We start from the raw sequence: 21,566 nt of genomic DNA on the forward strand, positions 1-21,566 counted from the left end.
AACAAGCTTAAAAAAATCAAATATTATCAAAAATACATAAAGAAAATTTGATAATAAGTATGATAAAATTATTTTTTACTTTTATTGGAGATATAAAATGTATGTAGCGCCAAGTTTATTGTCTGCAAATTTTTTAAATTTGGAAAATGAGATTAAAGATGTGTGTGAAGCAGGGGCTGATTTGTTGCACATTGATGTGATGGATGGGCATTTTGTACCAAATCTTACTTTTGGTCCTTGTGTGATTGAAAATATTTCAAAAATTACTTCAGTGCCTTTAGATGTGCATTTAATGGTGCATAATGTTAGTAGTTTTGTAGATTTATTTATTCCAGTAAAACCAAAATTCATTAGTTTTCATTTAGAAGCTGAAAACCATCCTATTAGGGTGTGTGAGTATATAAGAAAAAACGGCATTCATCCTGCTATTGTATTAAATCCACATACTCCAGTTTCAAGTATAGAGCATATTTTAGAATTTGTAGATATGGTGCTTTTAATGAGTGTTAATCCAGGCTTTGGTGGGCAAAGTTTTTTACCTTTAGTGTATGATAAAATTAGACAGTTAAGAGAAATGATAGATAGGAAAAATCTTAAAGTTTTTATAGAAGTAGATGGTGGGGTAAATGGTTTAAATGCGCCTGATTTAGATGAAGCAGGAGCTGATATTTTAGTCGCAGGTAGTTATATCTTTTCCTCACAAGATAAAAAAACAGCAATTAATTCTTTAAAGCTTGAATTTTGAGCCAACAACAAATCGATGATTTAATCATCAAGCTAAGCAAAGAAAACAAACCTTTTCCTTGGGTTTTAAAAGAACTTGCAAAAATAGAAGAATTAAATCATTATGACTTTGATTTATATATTTTTGAGCTTTTAGGACTAGGAGTGGAGCTTAATGCGCAAAATTGCTTGTGCTTAAAAAGTAAAAATACAAAAATAAAAGATGAGATTTTTTGTGTAGTAGATATTGAAAGCACTGGTGGGATAAAAAGTGGTCAAATTTTAGAAATAGGTGCGGTTAAAATTCAAAATTATAAAGAAATTGATAGATTTGAGAGTTTTATAAAAGTAGAAAGCATACCTGAAAATATTACAGAATTAACTGGGATTAGTTTGGATATGGTAGAAAATGCACCTTCTTTAAAAACTGTGTTAAATGATTTTAAGTTATTTTTAAAAGATAGTATTTTTGTAGCACACAATGTGCGTTTTGATTATCATTTTATATCTAAAGCTATGTATGAAAATGATTTTGGGGTGCTTTTAAATAAAAGATTATGCACTATTGATTTAGCTAAAAAGTGTATTGAAAGTCCAAAATACGGTCTTGATGCGCTAAAAGAGTTTTTGTGCATTGAAAGTAAGCATCATAGAGCCTTAAGTGATGCTTTGGCTGCAAGTGAAATTTTAAAATACTGTCTTAAAAAAATTCCTTTTTACATTAAAACTACTGAAGAATTGTTACATTTTAGCAAGCAAGCTAAAAATCAAATAAAAAAATAAACTTTGTTTTGTATTTATTGTTATACTTACTTTGCATAAATGACGGGAGCTTGTGATACAGGCTGAGAGTAAGCTAAAAGCTTAGACCGCACCAGAACTAGGTAATGCTAGCGTTGGGATAATTTATCAACTACTCACATACCCTTCATTTATCCAAATTTTATTTTAAGGATAAATTTAAATGAAAACTCAAATGTCTTATGCAAAAGAAGGAATTTTTACAAAACAAATGCAAATTGTTGCACAAAAAGAGCAAGTAAGTGAAGATTTTTTGCTTGAAAATATAGCATGTGGAAAAATTATCATTCCTGCAAATATCAACCATAAAGCACTAGACCCAAATGGTATTGGCTATGGACTTAAAACAAAGGTAAATGTAAATTTAGGTGTTTCAAATGATTGTGTAGATTATAGTGAAGAAATGAAAAAAGTAGAATTGGCTCATAAATTTAATATAGAAGCTATTATGGATCTTAGTAATTATGGTAAAACTAGTCGTTTTAGAGATGAGCTAATTGTCACTTCAAAAGCTATGATAGGCACTGTGCCTGTTTATGATGCGGTTGGATTTTTAGAAAAAGATTTAAAAGATATTAAGGCAAAAGATTTTTTAGATGTAGTATATCATCACGCTAAAAGTGGAGTGGATTTTATGACAATTCATGCAGGGATAAATTCTCGTGCTGCTAGGGTTTTTAAAGAGTGTGATAGGATTACTAATATAGTTTCAAGAGGAGGTTCAGTTCTTTATGCTTGGATGCAAATGAATGATGCTGAAAATCCATTCTATGAATATTATGATGATTTACTCGCTATATGTAAGGAATTTGATGTGACACTTTCTTTGGGTGATGCGCTAAGACCTGGTTGTACTCATGATGCAAGTGATGGAGCTCAAATTGCTGAACTTATAGAACTTTCGTTATTAACTAAAAGAGCATGGGTTCAAGATGTACAAGTGATGATAGAAGGACCTGGCCATATGGCTATTAACGAAATAGAAGCTAATATGCAACTTGAAAAAAGAATTTGCAACGGCGCGCCTTTTTATGTCTTAGGACCATTGGTTACTGATATAGGTGCAGGATATGATCATATAAGCGGAGCGATCGGTGGAGCAGTTGCAGCGGCAGCTGGTGCTGATATACTTTGCTATGTAACTCCTGCTGAGCATTTAAGACTTCCAAATTTAGAAGATGTAAGAGATGGTATAGTAGCGACTAAAATAGCAGCTCATGCAGGAGATATAGCCAAACTTCCTAAAGAAAGAAAAATAGATGATGAAATGAGTAAAGCTAGACAAGATATTGATTGGGAAAAAATGTTTAAATTGGCAATTGATGGAGAAAAGGCTAAGAAAATGTTTAATGAAAGAAAGCCTGAAGAACTTAATTCTTGTTCAATGTGTGGAAAAATGTGTGCTATGAACACTATGAATAAAATTTTAAAAGGTGAGGATGTAAGTTTGATAAAAGAATAAACCCTCGATTATGAGGGTTTAGTTTGATTAATCTATTACTTTATAATTATAAGGTTTTAGATTTTTATCATCTTCAAGAAATTTTGCTGGTGGATTACCATTTACTTCTTGGTGTTTATAGTAGCGGTCTCCTGCTTTGTTGCCATTTAGATCTACTTTATAGTGAATTTCACCTGGATTTAATTTTTGAATATCTTCAAAACCTAAATTTGAAGTTTTGAAATCTTTAATACCATTTTTGGCCGCAATTTCTACTAATTTAGTTTGTCCTTGTCTTGACATATCAACTGATTGTAAAAGCATTCTTGAAGCTTCTCTAGGATTGTGGAATCCTGTTGAGTTTTCAGCACCTACAAAGTCTGCTCTTACTTGAGATTTTCTATGAAGTTCTAATACTTCTTTTAATTCAGCTGAAATTTTAGCATCATCTGCTTTGCCATTAGTTTGGAATTTAGGCATTTTTCCAAGCTCTGCGCGAATAGTTTCTACATCTTTAATCAAGCTTACTAAAGAATATTCAGCTGTTCTTAAATCATGAGCTACTGAATTTTGAATATCTTTTACTTGTTTAGCTAGATAGCTTTCGCTTTGAGTATGGCAAGTTTTACAAGCTGAATTAATATCAACTAAAGGCGAGGTGATGTTATGGTTGGTAACTTTTTTTGCACCTTTTCTAATATAAGGCATGTGACAATCTGCGCAACTTACACCATTTGCAGCATGTACTCCACCACTATAAAGCTCGCTTTCTGGGTGTTGAATTTTCAACATAGGTGCTTTAGTGATTTTATGAACCCAATCACTTGGGAAATTTTCTCTATTTTTTTCATAATAATCATCAAACATTTCTATTCTAAATGGCTCACCTTTTTTCCACTCACTCCATGGATAGGTTAACTCTATACCATCAACCTCAATTTCAATTGGTTTATTTCCATCTCTCCAAGAGTCAAATTCATCATAAGTTTTTTGTGTACCATTCCACCATTTTTTAGAACTATCATTAGCAATACTTTCACCGATAGTTTTTACTTTAGTACCTGTTGGTTTGAAGTAGTATTCAACATGACATTGAGAGCATACTAAAGTTCTCATCTCGCTTCTTGAAGCTTTAATGCCTTGTTTTTCATCTGCTTCATAGCCTCTTGAAATTAATGCGTTGATTAAAGCTGGTCTTGTAAGTCTTAAACTCATGTCTGTTGGGTTGTGACAATCTGCACATGTTACACCCATTCTTTTTCCACCATGAGGTCCACTGTGCTCAGGCGAGTTTTCTTTAGCTCCATTTACCGCAGGAACTGTTTTAATCATAGTCCAATATTTTGCAGAGTTAAATGCCACCCAATCACCTTTTGCAGTGTTGTTTAAAAGCCAAGGAGTCCATCCGCTATGGCAATTCATGCAAGCTGTTGGTTGACCACCAAATCCTGCAAAGCCATGTGCATTTAAGAAATCTTTGTTATTTCTAGCTGTATCCATTTGATCTACTTGAACCCAAAAGTGTCCTCTTTCTTCATTAGCATCAATGCTAAATGGATAACCCGCCCAAAGAACAGTTAGTTGTGGATAGCGGATTAGTTTTGAATAAGCTAAATTTCCACCAAATTCTGTTGCATTAGGTGCTTGTTTTTCCACTGCTGTATGCATATCTAAATAATCAGGAAAATTCTTTCCCCAATAATCAAAAGTAGGGTTTTCATCGCCAAGTTTTACAATTTCTTGAGAAATGATTCCACCTACTGAATCATTTGTTTTAGCTGTGATATCTTGATTTAACCACAATACACCCGCAATAGCTACTATAGTAGCACTTATAGCACTATATAAAATGCCTTTATTATTCATTAATTACTCCTTTCATTTAAAATCCTCTCTTATGGCCAACACCTTGGTGACAAGATACACAACTTAAAGAATTATCTTTATGTGGATCTAGAGTAGGGTTGATAGTGTTGCTCGCAATTTCTTTATGACATTCTATGCAGTTATTTTGGACTATTTCTTTACTTTTTTCATTTGCACTTAAATGCGTAGGTAAAGAATCAAGTTTAAAAGTAAATGCATAAGCATGTCCTAAACCACTTTGAGCTTTAGCAATCCATTTTTCAAAAAAGCTATGTGGTAAATGACAATCATTACAGGTTGCTCTTGGTTTACCATCAACTTCTTTAGAGTGTGAAGCTTTTAAATAATCATTATAAACTTCGTTCATAATATGACAATTATTACAGCTTTCACTAGCATCGCTAAAATAAGAAGTGCCTTTAGCATTATGGAAAGTATACATTCCAACTCCTGCTAAAATTACAAGCAAGAAGAGGAAAACAGCAAAAAGTTTTGAGTTTGCTTTTTTCAAAGTCTCTCCTTTGAATGAAGTTTAAGTTACAAGAACTTAGATATAATTATATTATACTATAAAATCTTAAAAAGTAAATATAAATTTATTATTCATTTATAATTTTTTTAATAAGATAAAAAAAGTATTATTTTTTTATATAATTTTGTTTACTATTATAAAAATAAAATAAATTTTAATAAAAGAAATACTAAAATATTAAATACTAGAAAATAAGGCAGGTGTATTATGCAAATTCAACCATCAATGTATATTAATAGAGAACTTTCTTGGCTTGCATTTAACTCCCGTGTTTTAGATCAATGTTCTAAAGATCTTCCTTTGCTTGAAAAACTTAAATTTATAGCTATATATTGTACAAATTTAGATGAGTTTTACATGATAAGGGTAGCTGGATTAAAACAGCTTTTTATAGCAGGAATAAGCACAGCAAGTAATGATGAAATGACACCACTTGCACAGCTTAAAGCTATTAGAAATTATTTACATGAAGAAAAATATGTAGTAGAGCAGTATTTTACTAAAATAACTCAAGATTTAGAAAAAGAAAATTTATTTATTCGCTCTTACGAAGAGCTTGATGAGGATTTAAAACAACAATGTAATGAGCATTTTTTCTCTAATATTTTTCCTGTAATAGTGCCTATTGCGGTTGATGCAACCCATCCTTTTCCGCATTTAAATAATCTTTCATTTTCTTTGGCGGTAAAGCTTTGTGATCCTATGCATCCTGAACTTTTAAAATTTGGTATGATACGTATACCTAGGGTTTTACCAAGATTTTATCAAGTAAGCTCTAATATTTATGTGCCTATAGAAAGTATAGTACGCTATCATACTGAGCATATTTTTCCTGGTTATAAGCTTTTATCATCTGCTGCTTTTAGAGTAACTAGAAATGCAGATATGGAAATAGAAGAAGAAGAAGCTGATGATTTTATGTTGATTTTGGAGCAGGGTTTAAAGCTTCGTAGAAAAGGTGCTTTTATACGCTTGCAAATAGAAAAAGGCGCAGATGAGCAGTTGATTGAATTTTTAAGTTCTCATATGAATATTTTTCATAAAGACATTTATGAATACAGCATACTTTTAAATTTACCATCACTGTGGCAAATCATTTCTAATAAAGAATTTACACATTTATTAAACCCTGTGTATACACCAAAGATTTTACCACCTTTTGGAGATAATGTATCTATTTTTAGTGCAATTGATAAACAAGATATATTGGCTATACAGCCTTATGAAAGTTTTGAGCCTGTGTATCAATTTATCAAAGAAGCAAGTAAAGATCCTAAGGTTGTTTCTATAAGAATGACTCTCTATAGGGTAGAAAAAAATTCAAACATAGTCCAAGCTTTAATTGATGCAGCCAGTGATGGCAAGCAAGTTACAGTAATGGTGGAATTAAAAGCACGCTTTGATGAGGAAAATAATTTGCACTGGGCAAAATCATTAGAAAATGCAGGGGCTCATGTAGTGTATGGAATCACTGGTTTTAAAGTGCATGCAAAAGTAGCTCAAGTGATTAGAAAAGAAGGGGATAAATTAAAAATTTATAATCATTTAAGTACAGGCAATTATAATGCAAGTTCAGCTAAAATTTATACTGATGTGAGTTATTTTACTTCTAAAGAAGAATACTCTCAAGATACCACAACCTTTTTTCATATACTTTCAGGATATAGCAAAAGCCGTCGATTAAAGACTTTATCAATGAGTCCAAAGCAAATCAAAGAACGAATTTTAGATATGATAGCTACAGAAGCAAGTCATGGAAAAGATGGGGTAATCATAGCCAAAATGAATGCTTTAGTAGATGGTGATGTGATTAAAGCTTTATATGAGGCTTCAAATAAGGGTGTTAAAATAGATCTTATTGTGCGTGGAATTTGTTGTTTAAGACCTGGAGTAAAAGGGTATAGTGAAAATATAAAAGTTAGAAGTATAGTTGGAAAATATTTAGAACATGCTAGAATTTTATATTTTAAACACACTGATCCAAATTATTTTATTTCAAGTGCTGATTGGATGCCAAGGAATTTAGAAAGAAGACTAGAATTAATGACTCCTATTTTTGATGAGCATTCGCGTGCAAAATTAGCCCAAATTTTAAAACTGCAGTTAAGTGATAATGATTTAGCTTATGAGTTAAACAGTGAAGGAAGATATCGTAAGATTACTTTAAATGAAGCAGAAAAAATTAATAATTCTCAACAAATTTTAGAAGAATATATTAGTAGAATTTTTAATACCTTGAAAAAAGATACTGATCATAGCAGAGCAGCGCATTTAGCAACGAAGCTTTTTAGAGATAGTTAATCCTTGCTTTTTAGCAAGGATTATTTCCAACCTTCTATATAATTTTTAAGTTTTCTACCAACTTTTGGGTGTTTGAGTTTTTTTATGGCTGAGCTTTCTATTTGTCTTACTCTTTCTCTTGTGACATTTAGTTCTTTGCCGATTTCTTCTAAGGTTCTATCACTTTCATCATCCATTAAACCAAAACGCATTCTAATAACAGCTTTTTCTCTGTCATTAAGCTGATCTAAAACTTCATCAATTTGTTCTTTTAAATCATCTTTTAAGATGTGATCCATAGGTGAAATTGAAGTTCTATCTTCTACAAAATCTCCAAATTTACCATCATCTTCATTGCTAATAGGCGCTTCTAGAGAAATTGGTTCTTTAGTGATTTTAATCACTTGTTTTACTTTATCTACGCTAAGTCCTACTTCTTTAGCAATAATGCTTACATCAGGTTCTTTACCTTCTTTTTGTAAATATTCACGAATGATTTTATTGATTTGATTAATAGTTTCTATCATATGAATAGGAATTCTAATTGTTCTTGCTTGATCAGCAATAGCTCTTGAAATGGCTTGTCTAATCCACCAAGTTGCATAGGTTGAAAATTTATAACCGCGTTTGTATTCAAATTTATCTACCGCTTTCATTAAGCCTATATTGCCCTCTTGGATCAAATCTAAAAATGGTAACCCACGATTGGTATATCTTTTAGCAATGCTTACAACCAAGCGTAAATTTGATTTTGCCATTCTGGTTTTAGCTTCATCTGAGATTTTTTTACCGCGTTTTATTTGCTCTAGAATTTCTTTTAGTTGATCTTTTTCTAAATCAAAAGAATTTTGACTAGCTTCTTTAGTTTGAATGAGTTTTTTTATCTCCATATAAGTGCTTACCATCGTAGTTTCTAGTGCGCGTTCAGCGATTTCTTCTTTGCTAAGTTTGGTAATATCTTTTAAGATATCTTGGTGTCTTTGTTTTAATTCTTCTGAAAACATTGGCAAACGATATTCTAAGCGTTTTAATTCTTTGTCAAATTCCTCATCACTTTTTAAAGCTGTTTCCATGGATTTTACGATTTCAGAGATAAGTTTTGAAGTTGGACCTAGATCCATTAGTTTTTCTTTTAATATATTTTTCTTAAAAGCAATTATGAGTTTATCTAACAATTCATCATCATTTTTTTCTGCATTAATAGTAGATATGGTTTTTAACCATTCTTTTTTTGCTTTTTCTAGGGCCTTAAAACTTTCTATAACTTTTAAGGTTCTTTCGTCTTCTTTTTTACTTGCTTTTTTAGGTTTTTTTTCACTTGAGTTTTCATTTTCCTCGTTTTCATTTTCTTCTTCAGAATCTATTTCATCATCACTTTTATCATCATCACTTTTATCATCATCTTCAAAGCTTTTAAAAAGCTCTTTTACTCTTCTTTCTCTATTGATTAAAGGTTCTTTATAATCAAGTATAAAATCTATCAAATAAGGCACAGAACAAAAAGCATCAATAATAATATCTTCACCTAGCTCAATTTTTTTAGAAATTTCAACTTCCTCGTCCTTGTTTAAAAGAGCTATTTGTCCCATTTCTCTTAAATACATTCTAACAGGAGAGTCTGATCTACTCCATTCAAGCAAATCGTTTTCATTGGCTAAATCAAATTCATTTTCTAAACTCGTATCTTGTAATTTTTGTTTTTCTTCTTGTAGTTTTTTTGCTTCTTCTAAATTTCTTTTTTTAGCAATTTCAGCTGAAGAAATTAATTCTACTTTATGTTTATCCATTAAATCGCGGATTTTTTTTGCACTTGTTGCATTTGGAAGCTTTGCAAAATACTTGACAAGTTTTTCATATGTGATATAATCTTTAGAATTTTCTTTGAAAAGTTCTTCTAAAACATTGGTTTCATTAGCCATGGATACCCCTTGTATTTAAGTAATGAGTGTAAAACTAAATATTATGCCTAAAAATTAATTAAAAACAAATAAAAACATTTTGGAACAGCTTTTGCTTTATCATGTAGAAAATTAAGATTTTAGTTAGGAAAAACAATGCAAAATGGGTATTATCAAGCTACTGGTGCTATGGTTACGCAGTTTAATCGCTTAGATGTTGTAACTAATAACCTAGCAAATGTAAATACAAGTGGCTATAAAAGAGATAATGTTGTTATTGCAGATTTTAAAAGGATTTTTAAAGAAACTCAAGATGAGTTACCTATACAAAATCATACAAGAGATGCTGCAAGATTTGTAAATACAACTATAGATAGGGTTCCACAAGTTAATCACGTCTATACAAATTTTAGCGTAGGTTCTATGAAAATGACGCATAATCCTTTGGATTTAGCTCTTACTCGTGAGGATACTTTTTATTTAATTAAAACAAATAATGGTGAGGTAAGATTGAGTCAAGACGGAAATTTCCAGCTTGATGATGAGGGATATTTGGTAAATCGTCAAGGGTATAGAGTTTTAAGCAGTGATTATTTTAACAATCCTGAAAACGATGGCATACGCATAGGAAATTCCACTTCTTTTATTAATGTGGATAAAAATGGAATCATCAGTGCATCTAATCAAGATATAGCAAGATTATTCGTAGCGCAAGTTGATGATTTAAGAGATTTGCAAAAAGATGGTGATAATATGTATAAAATCGATAATTTAAACAAAATTAGAGATTTGCCAAATTCAAATGCCATTAAGCAAGGTTTTACTCAAGGTTCAAATGTTAATCCAGTTACAGAAATGGTAGGATTAATCGAAGCAAATAGAATGGTTGAGATGTATCAAAAAGTTATGACATCTCATATGGATGATTTAAATCAAGAAGCTATTAACAAATTAGCAAGTACTAAATAAAACTAAGGATAGATAAAATGTTAAGATCATTATATACAGCAGCATCAGGGATGGTATCACAACAAACACAAATTGATGTAACGTCAAATAATATTTCAAATGTTAATACAGTAGGTTATAAAAAATCGCGTGCAGAATTTGCAGATTTGATGTATCAAACGATGAAATACGCAGGTACTTCAACCTCAAGTACCACAAAACACCCAAGTGGTATAGAAGTGGGTCTTGGCTCAAGAGTGACAGCTGTGAGTAAAATTTTTAGTGAAGGTAGTTTAAAACAAACATCAACTTCAGGTCTTGATATGGCAATCGCTGGTAATAATGGCTTTTTCCAAATTCAAATGCCTGATGGAACTATAGCTTATACTAGAAATGGTCAATTTACCAAAGATGCTGAAGGAAATATTGTAAATTCAGATGGTTATAGACTTTTGCCGGAAATGACTATACCTGAGGATGCTACAGCTATTAACGTAGCAAGTGATGGAACGGTTTCTGTTATGCAGCCAGGAAATACAGCTGAAACTCAAATAGGTCAAATTGAGCTTGTAAATTTTATTAATCCGGCGGGCTTGCATGCTTTGGGAGATAATCTTTTAGTAGAAACTGATGCAAGTGGAGCACCTATTGCAGGTATAGCTGGAGAGAATGGATTTTCTGTAATCAAACATGGCTTTGTAGAGCTTAGTAATGTTCAGCTTGTAGAAGAAATGACTGATCTTATTACAGGGCAAAGAGCTTATGAGGCTGGCTCAAAAGCTATTACTACAAGCGATGATATGCTTGGAATTGTAAATCAATTAAAACGCTAGAATTAACTAGCGTTTTATAATATGCAAAAAATATTAAAAAATACTAAAAAACTCCTATTTATAAATACTTGTAAAATATTCTCTATTATAATTTAAATTTAAACTAATCATAGTAATATTTTATTTATGTATTCTTTTATACATAAATAAAACAATAACGAGGGATATAATGAACAGAAGGGACTTCATTAAAAATACCGCTATTGCTAGTGCTTGTGGTGTTGCAGGTCTTAGTGTTCCAAGTAGTGTACTTGCAAATACTGAGAATAAATGGCGTTGGGATAAGGCTGTTTGTAGATTTTGTGGTACAGGCTGTGGAATTTTAGTTGCAAGTTTAGATGGTAAAATTGTCGCTGTAAAAGGAGACCCAGCAGCTCCGGTAAATCGTGGATTAAATTGTATTAAAGGTTATTTTAATGCAAAAATCATGTATGGAGAAGACCGTTTAGTAACACCTTTACTTCGTGTAAATGCAAAAGGTGAGTTTGATAAAAAAGGAAAATTTCAACAAGTTTCTTGGCAAAGAGCTTTTGATGAAATGGAAAAACAATTCAAAAAAGCCTACAAAGAAAAAGGTGTGGAGGGGATTGGAATTTTTGCAAGTGGTCAATATACTATACAAGAAGGATATGCTGCTGCAAAATTAGTAAAAGCTGGTTTTAGATCCAACAATATAGACCCAAATGCACGTCATTGTATGGCTAGTGCTGTTGTTGGTTTTATGCAAACTTTTGGGGTTGATGAGCCTTCTGGTTGTTATGATGATATAGAGCTTACTGATACTATTATTACTTGGGGTGCAAATATGGCAGAAATGCATCCGATTTTATGGTCAAGGGTAAGTGATAGAAAATTAAGTAATTTAGATAAAGTTAAAATCGTAAATTTATCTACTTTTTCTAATAGAACTTCTCATATAGCAGATACTGAAATCATTTTCAAGCCAAATACTGATTTAGCTATTTGGAATTATATCGCTAGAGAGATTGTTTATAATCATCCTGAAGCTATGGATAAAGAATTTATTGAAAAACATTGTATTTTTACAACAGGTTATGCTGATATTGGTTATGGAATGAGAAATAATCCAAACCATCCTAAATTTAAAGCAAGTGAAAAAGATACCGTAGCAAAACAAAATGCTATTATTGTAGATGAAGAAGAAGCAGTATCTTTGGCTTATTTGGGTGTAAAAGCAGGCGATAAATTTGAAATGAAACACCAAAATGCTCCTGATGCGCATTGGGAAATTTCATTTGAAGATTTCAAAAAAGCTTTAGAGCCTTATACACTTGATTATGTTGCTAAAGTTGCTAAGGGTAATGAAGATGAAAGCATAGAAGAATTTAAGAAAAAACTTCAAGAATTAGCAAATTTATATATAGAAAAAAATAGAAAAGTTGTAAGCTTTTGGACTATGGGCTTTAATCAACACACAAGAGGTACTTGGGTAAATGAGCAAGCTTATATGGTGCATTTTTTACTTGGCAAACAAGCTAAGCCAGGAAGCGGTGCGTTTTCATTGACAGGGCAACCAAGTGCTTGTGGAACTGCAAGAGAAGTAGGGACTTTTTCGCATCGTTTACCTGCTGATATGGTGGTTGCAAATCCTAAACACAGAGAAATTAGTGAAAAAATTTGGAAAGTTCCTGCAAAAACGATTAATCCAAAACCAGGTGCTCCATACTTAAAAATCATGAGAGATTTAGAAGATGGAAATATCAAATTTGCTTGGGTACAAGTAAATAATCCTTGGCAAAACACTGCTAATGCAAACCACTGGATAGCAGCAGCTAGAGAAATGGATAATTTTATCGTTGTGAGTGATTGTTACCCAGGAATTAGTGCTAAGGTGGCAGATTTAATTTTACCAAGTGCTATGATTTATGAAAAATGGGGTGCTTATGGTAATGCTGAAAGAAGAACTCAACACTGGAAGCAACAAGTGCTGCCTGTAGGTGAAGCTATGAGTGATACTTGGCAAATCATGGAATTTGCAAAACGCTTTAAATTAAAAGAAGTTTGGGGCGAAACTAAGGTAAATGATAAGCTTACCCTACCAAGTGTTTTAGAAGAAGCTAAAGCTATGGGTTATAGCGAAGATGATACTTTATATGATGTATTATTTGCTAATAAAGAAGCAAAATCTTTTAAAGCAAACGATTCTATTGCAAAAGGATTTGATAATAGTGATGTTAATGGCGATGAAAGAAAAATTATAGGTAGTGACGGTAAAGAATTTGAAGGTTATGGATTTTTTGTACAAAAATATCTATGGGAAGAATACCGCAAATTTGGCTTAGGTCATGGACATGATTTAGCTGATTTTGATACTTATCATAAAGTAAGAGGTTTAAGATGGCCTGTGGTAAATGGTAAAGAAACCCAGTGGAGATTTAATACTAAATTTGATTATTATGCTAAAAAAGCTGCTCCAAATTCAGACTTTGCGTTTTATGGTGATTTTGCTAAAGAATTACCAAAAGGAGATTTACTAGCTCCACAAACTAAAGAAAAATACAGTTTAAAAAACAAAGTAAAAATTTTCTTTAGACCATTTATGAAAGCACCTGAAAAACCAAGCGAAGAATATCCATTCTGGTTGTGTACTGGTAGGGTTTTAGAGCATTGGCATAGTGGAACTATGACCATGAGGGTTCCTGAGCTTTTCCGTGCAGTACCTGAAGCACTTTGTTATATGAATGAAGATGATGCTAAGGCTATGAAAATTAATCAAGGTGATATTGTATGGGTAGAATCACGTCGTGGTAAAGTAAAAGCTAGAGTAGATTTTCGTGGTAGAAATAAACCTTCTAAAGGCCTTGTGTATGTGCCTTGGTTTGATGAGAATGTATATATAAACAAAGTTACACTAGATGCAACTTGTCCGTTGTCTAATCAAACAGATTTCAAAAAATGTGCCGTAAAAATTACTAAAGCATAAAAATGAAAAATAGAAGAGAATTTTTAGCCTTTGCTTTTAAGCTTTTATGCATAGGAAGCGGAAGTGCATTTTTGGCAAGTTTAGCATTTAGCTCAAATCAGGAGTATTTTTTAAGACCTCCTGGAGCAGATGATGAAAAAGAATTTTTATCAAAATGTATACGATGTGGACTTTGTGTAAAAGCCTGTCCTTATGATGTTTTAAAGTTAGCAAATTTAGAAAATAGTGCTAAAAATGGTACACCTTTTTTTGTAGCAAGAGAAAATCCTTGCAGGTTATGTGAGGATATACCTTGTATAAGAGATTGTCCTACAAATGCGCTAGATCATAAATATCTAGAGCAAAATAATGGAATTTATAAAACAAAAATGGGTATAGCTATAATTGATAGTGCAAGTTGTGTTGCTTATTGGGGAATTCAATGTGATGCATGTTATAGAGCTTGTCCTCTAATGGATAAAGCATTAAAACTTGAAACAAAACGCAACGAAAGAACAGCAAAGCATGCATTTTTACTACCTGTGGTAGATCATGAAGTGTGTGTTGGATGTGGGATTTGTGAAAAAGCTTGTATAACACAAAAAGCAGCCATTAAAGTTTTGCCTAGAGAATTTATTTTAGGAAAAGCTGGGGATAATTACATCAAAGGTTGGGATGAAAAAGATGAAAAGCGTTTACAAGATGTAAATATAGATAAAAATTTCAATAAAAATAAGGCTAAAGATTATCTTAACGATGGAGAATTGCTATGAAGTATCTTATTTTAAGAAGAATAGTGCAATTGTCTATTTTAACTTTTTTTTCTTTTGGTGTATTTAATTTTATATTAAAAGGAAATTTAAGCTCTTCGGTTTTATTTTCTTCGGTGCCACTAAGTGATCCTTTTGCATTTATTCAACTTGCTTTAGCAAGTTTGCAAGTAGATTTGATGGCTTTAAGTGGTGCTTTGATAGTATTTTTGTTTTATGCTATTTTTGCTGGAAGAGCGTTTTGTGCTTGGGTTTGTCCTGTCAATATCATTACTGATTTTGCTTATTTTATTAGAAATAAATTAGGTTTTAATCAAGCAAGAGTTTTTAATGTAAATAAAAATTTGCGTTATTATGTTTTAGCTTTTGTTTTGATTTTTTCTTTTCTTTTTTCTTTTCCTGTTTTTGAGGAATTTTCTTATATAGGAATAATCCAAAGAGGGGTTATTTTCGGTGGTGTTTCTTGGCTTTTTATGGCTTTGATCATTTTTTGTATAGATACATTTTTTAGTCCAAGATTTACTTGTTCGCATTTTTGTCCTTTAGGGGCTTTTTGGGCTTTAAGTTCGCATTTTTCATTGTTAAAAGTAAGATATAGCTTACAAAAATGCACTAAGTGTTATAAATGTCTTGGAGTGTGCCCTGAAAAACAAGTGCTTTGGATGATAGGTAAAGAAAATCAAGATGTAAAATCAGGTGAGTGTATAAGATGTGGAAAATGTATTGATATTTGCGGTGATGATGCTTTAGGTTTTAGTATAATAAATTTAAGGAGAGAAAATGAAAAATAAAATCTTTTTATCCTTAGCAGCAGCTGTTTTAATAAGTGCTTGTGGGCTTGCTGTTAAAAGTGTTGATTCAAAAGATATAGGTTTAAGAAAAACAAGTTTAGAAAGTGAAAATGTAGAATTATTGGATGCAAAATATTCTCAAGCAGTGGCTGGTGAATCTGTTTTGATTGAAAGATCGTTCGAAAATGCTCCGCCATTAATCCCGCACACTTTAGAGGATATGCTTCCAATTACTAAGGATAATAATATTTGCTTAAGTTGTCATGATAAGACTATTGCTAAAGATGTTGGAGCTACACCACTTCCAAGTAGTCATTATTTTGATTTAAGAAAAAACAAATCTACTAAAGATATGATAAGCGATGCAAGATTTAATTGTACGCAATGTCATGTGCCACAAAGTGATGCTAAACCTTTGGTAGGAAATAGCTTTGAAGCAAAATTTAAAAGCGAAGAATTAAAGAAAAAATCTAATCTTTTAGATGTTTTAAATGAAGGTGTAAAATAAAATTATGAAAAAAATATTTTTAATCTTACTAATGAGTATTTATGCATTGAGTTATGAGCTTAAGCTTGATTCAAATTTAAACGCTTTAAAGCTTGTTGATAATAGTTTGCTTATAGGACTTGATAATGGAGAAATAAAACAATATTTCCTTAAAGATAAAAAAATGCAAAAAATCATTCGGCTAGATAAGATTAAAAATTTTTACGAAGAAAATCTTAGCCCCAGAATTTATAGTATTGATTACTTAAATGGGGCTATTTTGATTTTAAGTGAAGGTGATTTTGGAAGTAAAAAATTATATGTTTATAAAAATAAACAACTTTTAAGCTATGATTTAGCTAATGATGGAGCAAAAAAAGCTTTGTTTTTAGATGATAATACTATTTTATTGGCCTTGCTAGGTTCTAATATAGAGCTTTTTGATCTAAAAACAAAAAGCGTTGTAAAAAATTTTACTTTTTCTAGTTCAAGCTTAAGTGATGTGGTTTTAAATGAAACTAAAACTCAATTAGTGGCAGGTTTTGAAAGTGGTGAACTAATGCTTTTTGATGTGAAGAAATGGCAAAAAATAAAAAGTTATAAAAATGTTCACAAGGATAATATTTATCAACTTGATTTTAAAAACACAATTATTGCAAGCTGTAGTACTGATAGAAAATTGGGTATAGTGCAAAATGATCAAGAAAAAAATATAGAAAGAGATTTTTTGATTTATACTTGTGCTTTAAATGAAAATGGTTCTATAGCGGCTTTTGGAGATAATGAAAAAAATATTATAGAACTTATAGATACTAAAAATTTAAAAACGATAAAAAAATTCCAAAATAAAGATTTTTTGCTAGAATATCTTATATTTTTAAATGATCATGAGTTTATTAGTGCAGGTTATGAAGATAAAATTATATTTTGGAGCATAGATGAATCTTTCTAGTGTGTTGATTTTAACCAAAGAAGAAAAAGTAGAAAAACTCAAAGAGCAAATTCAAAAAACACCTTGTTGTAGCGTGGAATTAGCTCAGGATGAAAAAATTATAGTAGTAATAGAAAGTGAAAATTTAGATGATGAGTTAAAAGCATATAAACAATTAGAACAGCTTGATGGGGTAGTGAGTATTAATATGGTTTTTTCTTATCAGGACTTAGACGAAGAAAGAGAAAAAATTTTAAAAGCAAATTTTGAGGCAAATGCTTTTGATGAGAATTTAAAAAAAGATAATATAGAATACTATGGCAATGTCTTTAGAAAGTATTGATTATGGTTTTTTTGATTCCTTTGATTTTTATCATTTCTTCTGTTTTTATTATTGATCATTTTTATTTTTCTAAGGAAAATGAAGTAGTAAAACAACAAAAGCAAATAGAACAAAAAAATATTAAGCAAGATAAACAAAAATACCTTGAAAATATATTAAATCAAAAATAATCATGTATACACAAATTTCATATAAAAAATTCTTTTGGATTAATATTTTAGTTGTAATTACCCTTGCTTTAAATTTAAGAGCACCTATAACCTCTATAGGTCCTATGATAGAATACATTCAAGAATATTATAAGATAAATTCAGCCCTAGCAGGAATGCTTACAACTTTACCTTTGATAGCCTTTGGGCTTATATCTTTTTTCGTGGCGTATTTTTCGCAAATTAAAGCTTTGTTTTTTGCTTTGTGTTTAATTGTTTTTGGAGAGTTTATTAGAAGTTATGGGGGTAATATAGGTTTATTTTCTGGGGTTTTTCTAATTGGGGCAGGCATTGCAATAGCTAATGTTTTATTACCTTCTTTTGTAAAAGAAAAATTTGCAAAAAATGCTTATAAAATAATGGGTTTATATGGATCAATTATAGGTTTATCTTCAATTGCTGGAGTGGCTTTATCGCTTCCTTTGCTTAAAATTTTTGAGGTGCCTCAAGCTATGTTTTTTTGGGTTGTTTTAGCTTTGATTGCTTTGATTTTTTATTTTCCGCATTTGAAAAACAAAAGATTATTGCGTCCTAAGAAGAAAAACATCAATAAAATAAATCTTTTTTTGAATTTAACAGCTTGGAAAGTTACTATTGTAATGGGACTGCAAAGTTTTTTATCTTATAGTCTTTTTGCTTGGCTTAGTGTGATGATAAGTGAAAAAGGTTTTGGAATTGATTTTGGTTCTAATGTTTTATTACTTTCTCAAATCATAGGTATGCCTGTGGCGTTTTTATTGCCTATTGTTTTAGGAAGACTAAGAGCTCATGCTAAGGGTTTTGTTATTATAATATTAGGTTTTTTATATGTTTTAAGTTTTATTTTGGTGTTTTTTTGTGATGTAAAATTAGTATTGTTGTTAGCAGCTATTTTCTTAGGTTTTGCATCTAGTGGGGTTTTTACAATTTCATTATTGTTTATTGCTATAAAAAGTTCAACTTCTTTTATAGCAGCTAAACTTTCTGCCATGTCACAAGGCATAGGGTATTTAATAGCAGCTCAAGCACCTTGGATTATAGGTATGCTCCATGATAGTTTTGGAAATTTTACTTTAGGCTTTATCATGCTTATTACAGTAGCTATAATACTTAATATTTTTGTATTTTTAGCATATAAAGCTCCTGTGATTAAGTAAAAATTAAAATAAATTAAAGTCTTTTTTGTTAGAATTTTGACATTTTATTTTTTGTGAGTTGATAATGCGATATACAGTAACAGAAGCTTCTATTTATGAGGCGCAAGGTTTAAAAGATGAAGCTTTGGAGATTTATAAAAATATATTAAAACAAGATCCGCAAAATAAAAATGCCATTGATGCTATAAGGCGTTTAAGTGGTTTGCGTTCTAATCATGAAGATTTAAATTATGATATGCTTGATTTTTTTGTTAATATGAAAAGCGAAGAAGAAATTAATGAATTTAAAAGGTGGTTAATAAAACTATGAATATAGAAGATTTAGCAAAAATGGCCATAAGTGAAGTTAATTCGGAGTTAGATAATAAAAAAAGTAAAAATGATGAATTTACTCCTATGGTAGAGGAAATTACTCAAGAAAAAAATACTAATATCCAAGAAGATAAAATAAAAAAAGAGATTAATCAAGTTGCGCAAGAATTGATCCAAGAATTAGATGATTTAGAAGTAAAAGTTAAAGAAGATAAACAAGCTATGACTATTAAGGTTGAAGCTTTAGAGGAAAAAGAAGAAAGTATTATAAATAATGAAGAATTTTTCTTAAAAAATATCAGAGAGCGTATTTTGGTTTTATTTGAAGGATTAAAAAATACTAAAGATGAGCATATAGAAAAAAGACTAGATATTACAATTACTTTTTTAGAGTTTTTACTTGCAAAGATTGAAGATAGACTTAAAAAATGATCATGATTTTTTAAGAATTAAAAATATACTTAAACCTTACACACAAAGAGCTTATTTGGTAGGTGGTTGTGTAAGGAATTCTTTTTTAGATTTATCTAGTGATGATTATGATATAGAAATTTATGATATTGAGCCTAAGCTTTTTGATGAGCTTATGCAAAAACTTGGTGCAAATGGAGTAGGAAAAAGTTTTTTTGTATATAAATACAAAAAATTTGATTTAGCTCTAGCGCGTTATGAAAATAAAATTTCTACAGGCCATAGAGGTTTTGAGGTTAAAGTTTGTAATGATGAACAAGAAGGAGCTAAAAGAAGGGATTTTACCGTTAATGCATTGATGGTAAATATTTTTGATTTTAAGTTTTTAGATTTTTTTAATGGTTTGCAAGATTTGCAAGCAAAGATTATAAGACATATTGATGATGTAAGTTTTGTTGAAGATAGTTTAAGGGTACTTCGTGGAATTTCTTTTGCGTGCAGGTTTGATTTAACAATTGCAAAAAAAAGTTTAAAATTAATGCAAACTATGGATATAGGCGATTTATCTAAAGAGCGTATTAATAATGAACTTTATAAAATTTTTAAAACTTCAAGACTAAATAAAGCTTATGAGTATTTCAAAATTTTAAATTTAGAAGAAAAAATATTTTTTTATCAAAGCTGTAATGAAGAATTTGAAAAACTTTTAGAGCATAGTCAAAAATTAATTTATGATGAGGCTTTGTATTTATATTTGTATTTGAATTTTTTTCATATAAATAAAGAGGAATTTTTCAATAAAACAAAATTAAAAAAAGAACTATTAAAAAAATGTGAACAAGAATTTATTTTAGGTAAAATTGATGATTTTAATTTAGCTAAAATTGCTTTAAAAATACCACTTTGCAAATGGCTTGGACTTTGGGATAATGAGCGTATGGCACAAGCAAAGAAATTAAATTTATATTATCATGCTTTTAAAAGTAAAATTAGTGCAAATGATTTACTAAAGGAAGGATTTAGTGGGAAAGAGCTTGGGATTGAGCTTGAAAAAAGAAGATTACAAGAATTAAAAAACTATATAAAGGAGCAAAAATGAATGAATATATTTTAAAAATTTCAAGTAGTGATGAAAAAGGATTGATTTATAGAATTTCAGATGTTATTTTTAAATATAGAATCAACATTATAAAAAATGATGAATTTGTTGGAGAAAATCGTTTCTTCTTTAGGGCGCATTTAGAAGGTGATCTTGATATAAAAGCTTTTAAGGGAACGCTTGAAGCTATGCTTCCTGATAATGCACAAATTGAAATTACACCAAAGAGAAAAAAAGATATTATTGTTTTAGCTACCAAAGAAACTCATTGTTTGGGCGAATTACTTATCCGCCAATTTAGCGGGGAATTTAACGCAAATATTAAAGCAGTTATTGCAAATTATGAGGTGTTAAAACCTTTAGTGGATAAATTTAACATACCTTTTCATACTATTTTAGCGCAGGATTTAAGTAGGCAAGAGCATGAAGAAAAATTACTAGAGTGTTTAAAACAATACGAGTTTGATTATATTGTTTTAGCAAAATATATGAGAATATTATCTCCATCTTTTGTGGAGCATTTTGAAGGAAAGATTATTAATATCCACCATTCTTTTTTACCTGCATTTATAGGAGCTAATCCTTATAAGCAAGCTTATGAAAGAGGGGTAAAGATTATAGGCGCAACAGCACATTTTGTAAATAATAACTTAGATGAGGGACCAATTATCACTCAAGATGTTATACCAGTTACTCATGAATATTCTTGGCAGGCTATGCAACAAGCAGGACGTAATGTGGAAAAAAATGTTTTTTCTAAGGCTTTGGATTTGGTCTTTGATGATAGGATTTTTATACACGAAAATAAAACGATAGTGTTTTAAATTTTTGA

21 protein-coding genes and 1 riboswitch are annotated in these 21,566 nt (G+C 30.5%); of the genes, 18 read left to right on the forward strand and 3 right to left on the reverse strand.

The genetic code is table 11. The features are described 5' to 3' along the window. Positions 1-97: 97 nt before the first annotated feature. The 3 genes from rpe to thiC all read left to right on the forward strand — a co-directional run bounded on the left by rpe (position 98) and on the right by thiC (position 2,986). Positions 98-745 carry a ribulose-phosphate 3-epimerase gene (gene rpe / locus CAMP5118_RS00100; protein ID WP_263678768.1) on the forward strand — a complete coding sequence of 216 codons (648 nt, stop codon included), beginning with the start codon at positions 98-100 and terminating at the stop codon, positions 743-745. Then, the gene (locus CAMP5118_RS00105; protein ID WP_337216293.1) at positions 742-1,506 is read left to right on the forward strand and encodes a 3'-5' exonuclease; all 765 of its coding nucleotides are present in this window, start codon (positions 742-744) and stop codon (positions 1,504-1,506) included. Before rpe ends, CAMP5118_RS00105 begins: the two co-directional genes overlap by 4 nt. A gap of 32 nt (positions 1,507-1,538) precedes the next feature. Further along, positions 1,539-1,642, forward strand: a riboswitch (TPP riboswitch). Positions 1,643-1,687: 45 nt separating this feature from the next. Then, positions 1,688-2,986 carry a phosphomethylpyrimidine synthase ThiC gene (gene thiC / locus CAMP5118_RS00110; protein WP_337216294.1) on the forward strand — a complete coding sequence of 433 codons (1,299 nt, stop codon included), beginning with the start codon at positions 1,688-1,690 and terminating at the stop codon, positions 2,984-2,986. Between the two features lie 27 nt (positions 2,987-3,013). On the opposite strand, the gene CAMP5118_RS00115 is transcribed toward thiC, so the two are convergent. Then, a complete protein-coding gene (locus tag CAMP5118_RS00115; RefSeq protein WP_263678764.1) occupies positions 3,014-4,831 on the reverse strand; it encodes an ammonia-forming cytochrome c nitrite reductase subunit c552 in 1,818 nt (605 codons plus the stop codon). A gap of 16 nt (positions 4,832-4,847) precedes the next feature. Continuing rightward, on the reverse strand, positions 4,848-5,342 hold the full coding sequence (gene nrfH / locus CAMP5118_RS00120; RefSeq protein ID WP_263678762.1) for a cytochrome c nitrite reductase small subunit: 495 nt from the start codon (positions 5,340-5,342) through the stop codon (positions 4,848-4,850). 228 nt (positions 5,343-5,570) lie between these two features. On the opposite strand from nrfH, the gene CAMP5118_RS00125 reads away from it, so the two are divergent. Then, positions 5,571-7,664 carry an RNA degradosome polyphosphate kinase gene (locus CAMP5118_RS00125; protein ID WP_337216295.1) on the forward strand — a complete coding sequence of 698 codons (2,094 nt, stop codon included), beginning with the start codon at positions 5,571-5,573 and terminating at the stop codon, positions 7,662-7,664. Positions 7,665-7,684: 20 nt separating this feature from the next. Here the strand turns inward: CAMP5118_RS00125 and rpoD are convergent, their stop codons facing one another. After that, positions 7,685-9,562, reverse strand: a complete 1,878-nt coding sequence (gene rpoD / locus CAMP5118_RS00130; protein ID WP_263678759.1) for an RNA polymerase sigma factor RpoD — start codon at positions 9,560-9,562, stop codon at positions 7,685-7,687. 135 nt (positions 9,563-9,697) lie between these two features. Between rpoD and CAMP5118_RS00135 the strand changes: the two genes are divergently transcribed. From CAMP5118_RS00135 to purU, 14 genes are all read left to right on the forward strand, one after another. Further along, positions 9,698-10,510: a flagellar hook-basal body protein gene (locus tag CAMP5118_RS00135; protein ID WP_039668554.1), complete on the forward strand. Its 813-nt coding sequence runs from the start codon at positions 9,698-9,700 to the stop codon at positions 10,508-10,510. 17 nt (positions 10,511-10,527) lie between these two features. Beyond that, the gene (flgG, locus tag CAMP5118_RS00140; RefSeq protein ID WP_039626513.1) at positions 10,528-11,322 is read left to right on the forward strand and encodes a flagellar basal-body rod protein FlgG; all 795 of its coding nucleotides are present in this window, start codon (positions 10,528-10,530) and stop codon (positions 11,320-11,322) included. Positions 11,323-11,491: 169 nt separating this feature from the next. Next, positions 11,492-14,266: a periplasmic nitrate reductase subunit alpha gene (gene napA, locus CAMP5118_RS00145; protein WP_337216296.1), complete on the forward strand. Its 2,775-nt coding sequence runs from the start codon at positions 11,492-11,494 to the stop codon at positions 14,264-14,266. 2 nt (positions 14,267-14,268) lie between these two features. Continuing rightward, positions 14,269-15,018, forward strand: coding sequence for a ferredoxin-type protein NapG (gene napG, locus CAMP5118_RS00150; RefSeq protein ID WP_337216297.1), 750 nt, complete (start codon positions 14,269-14,271; stop codon positions 15,016-15,018). Next, complete coding sequence (gene napH / locus CAMP5118_RS00155) at positions 15,015-15,806, forward strand: quinol dehydrogenase ferredoxin subunit NapH (protein ID WP_337216298.1); 792 nt, start codon at positions 15,015-15,017, stop codon at positions 15,804-15,806. Before napG ends, napH begins: the two co-directional genes overlap by 4 nt. Next, on the forward strand, positions 15,796-16,314 hold the full coding sequence (locus CAMP5118_RS00160; protein WP_337216299.1) for a nitrate reductase cytochrome c-type subunit: 519 nt from the start codon (positions 15,796-15,798) through the stop codon (positions 16,312-16,314). Before napH ends, CAMP5118_RS00160 begins: the two co-directional genes overlap by 11 nt. A 4-nt stretch (positions 16,315-16,318) precedes the next feature. Beyond that, a complete protein-coding gene (locus tag CAMP5118_RS00165; protein ID WP_337216300.1) occupies positions 16,319-17,245 on the forward strand; it encodes a WD40 repeat domain-containing protein in 927 nt (308 codons plus the stop codon). Then, positions 17,232-17,567: a chaperone NapD gene (locus CAMP5118_RS00170; protein ID WP_263702116.1), complete on the forward strand. Its 336-nt coding sequence runs from the start codon at positions 17,232-17,234 to the stop codon at positions 17,565-17,567. The genes CAMP5118_RS00165 and CAMP5118_RS00170 overlap by 14 nt, the downstream gene beginning before the upstream one ends. A gap of 2 nt (positions 17,568-17,569) precedes the next feature. Further along, a complete protein-coding gene (locus CAMP5118_RS00175; RefSeq protein ID WP_257396760.1) occupies positions 17,570-17,737 on the forward strand; it encodes a hypothetical protein in 168 nt (55 codons plus the stop codon). A 2-nt stretch (positions 17,738-17,739) separates the two neighbouring features. Continuing rightward, a complete protein-coding gene (locus CAMP5118_RS00180; RefSeq protein ID WP_263678752.1) occupies positions 17,740-18,912 on the forward strand; it encodes an MFS transporter in 1,173 nt (390 codons plus the stop codon). A 61-nt stretch (positions 18,913-18,973) separates the two neighbouring features. Continuing rightward, positions 18,974-19,222: a hypothetical protein gene (locus CAMP5118_RS00185; RefSeq protein WP_087691144.1), complete on the forward strand. Its 249-nt coding sequence runs from the start codon at positions 18,974-18,976 to the stop codon at positions 19,220-19,222. Then, entirely contained in the window at positions 19,219-19,656 is a 438-nt protein-coding gene (gene ciaD, locus CAMP5118_RS00190) for an effector protein CiaD (RefSeq protein ID WP_263678750.1), read from the forward strand. The genes CAMP5118_RS00185 and ciaD overlap by 4 nt, the downstream gene beginning before the upstream one ends. After that, positions 19,625-20,734, forward strand: a complete 1,110-nt coding sequence (locus CAMP5118_RS00195) for a CCA tRNA nucleotidyltransferase (RefSeq protein ID WP_263678748.1) — start codon at positions 19,625-19,627, stop codon at positions 20,732-20,734. Before ciaD ends, CAMP5118_RS00195 begins: the two co-directional genes overlap by 32 nt. After that, positions 20,731-21,558, forward strand: coding sequence for a formyltetrahydrofolate deformylase (gene purU, locus CAMP5118_RS00200; RefSeq protein ID WP_263678747.1), 828 nt, complete (start codon positions 20,731-20,733; stop codon positions 21,556-21,558). Before CAMP5118_RS00195 ends, purU begins: the two co-directional genes overlap by 4 nt. The last annotated feature ends 8 nt before the right edge of the window (positions 21,559-21,566 follow it).

This window comes from Campylobacter sp. LMG 7929, from assembly GCF_024723595.1.
Lineage (GTDB): Bacteria > Campylobacterota > Campylobacteria > Campylobacterales > Campylobacteraceae > Campylobacter_D.